Here is a 1,666-nt window from a genome sequence, read left to right as displayed (position 1 = left end):
GGCGGGGTCCGTGCCGTGAAGCACTACATGCAGCGCACGGCGATCCAGGGCTCCCCGGACATGCTCACGGCCATCACCGGCGTGTGGCATCAGGGCGCCGCGGCCCACACGGTGACCCGCGAGGACGTGGAGGCCGGCACCGCGGTGCACCCGTTCTACAAGTCCCTGGCCGAGTTGACGGTGGGCGACCAGTTCGCCTCCGGCCTGCGCACCGTGACCCTGGAGGACATCACCGCCTTCGCGGAGGAGACCGGGGACAGGTTCTACGCCCACACGGACGAGGAGGCCGCCATGGCCAACCCGTTCTTCCCGCGCCGCGTCGCCCACGGCTACCTGCTGGTCTCGTGGGCCGCGGGGCTGTTCGTGGCCCCGGATCCGGGCCCGGTGCTGGCCAACTACGGCCTGGAGAACCTGCGCTTCGTCACGCCGGTGACCTACGACGACGCCATCCGCGTGACCCTGACCGCCAAGCGGATCACCCCGCGCGTGAGCGACGAGTACGGCGAGGTGGCCTGGGACTGCCGGATCCACAACCAGAAGGACGAGCTCTGCGCCCAGTACGACGTGCTGACGCTCGTGGCCAAGACCTGGCCGATGGCCCCGTCCGAGACCTCCCAGGGCTGAGCCTCCCCTGCTTCGATGGGCCGTCCCGTACGCCCGCTGCGCACCGGGCGGCCCGTCGTCGTCCCCGGGAACAAGGAGAGTGCCCGGGACGTTCACCTGGGCGTCCCATTCGGACCGCGAGAGAAGAAGGTCGACACACATGTCCGAGTTCACCCGTTTCGAGCAGGTCGCCGTGCTGGGCACCGGCGTGCTGGGTTCGCAGATCATCATGCAGGCGGCGTACCACGGCAAGAAGGTGATGGCCTACGACGCGGTCCCCGCCGCCCTCGAGGGGATCGAGCGCCGCTGGGCGTGGATCCGCCAGGGCTACGAAGCGGACCTCGGGGAGGGCTACGACGCGCAGCGCTTCGACGAGGCCATCGCCCGCATCACGCCGACCTCGAACCTCGGCGAGGCCCTGGCGGATGCGGACATCGTGGTCGAGGCCGTCCCGGAGAACCTGGAGCTCAAGCGCAAGGTGTGGGCCCAGGTGGGCGTGCTCGCCCCCGCCACGACCCTGTTCGCCACGAACACCTCCTCCCTGCTGCCCTCGGACTTCGCCGACGCCAGCGGCCATCCGGAGCGCTTCCTGGCCCTGCACTACGCCAACCGCATCTGGGCGCAGAACACCGCCGAGGTCATGGGCACCGCCGCGACCTCGCCGGAGGCCGTCGCGGGTGCCCTGCAGTTCGCCGAGGAGACCGGCATGGTCCCCGTGCACGTGCGCAAGGAGATCCCGGGCTACTTCCTCAACTCCCTGCTCATCCCGTGGCTGCAGGCCGGCTCGAAGCTGTACATGCACGGAGTGGGCAATCCGGCGGACATCGACCGCACCTGGCGCGTGGCCACCGGCAACGAGCGCGGCCCGTTCCAGACCTACGACGTCGTGGGTTTCCACGTGGCCGCCAACGTCTCCCGCAACACGGGCGTCGACTGGCAGCGCGGCTTCGCTGAGCTGCTCGAGAAGAGCATCGCCGAGGGCCACAGCGGTGTGGCCGACGGTCAGGGCTTCTACCGCTACGGGCCGGACGGGGAGAACCTCGGCCCGGTGGAGGACTGGAAC

At 70.2% G+C, this 1,666-nt stretch carries 2 protein-coding genes; both read left to right on the top strand.

The window, feature by feature from the left end; translation table 11 throughout:
• The coding region (locus AB0N07_RS50705) for a MaoC/PaaZ C-terminal domain-containing protein (RefSeq protein ID WP_365847743.1) at positions 1–624 on the top strand (624 nt) is incomplete at its 5' end.
• A gap of 139 nt (positions 625–763) precedes the next feature.
• The coding region (locus AB0N07_RS50700) for a 3-hydroxyacyl-CoA dehydrogenase (RefSeq protein WP_365847741.1) at positions 764–1,666 on the top strand (903 nt) is incomplete at its 3' end.

Origin of the sequence: Streptomyces sp. NPDC051172, assembly GCF_040682555.1 — a bacterium.
In the GTDB taxonomy this organism is placed as follows: Bacteria; Actinomycetota; Actinomycetes; order Streptomycetales; family Streptomycetaceae; genus Streptomyces.
The sequence above is the reverse complement of the archived record's forward strand: the minus strand, read 5'-3'. Positions and strand labels throughout refer to the sequence as shown.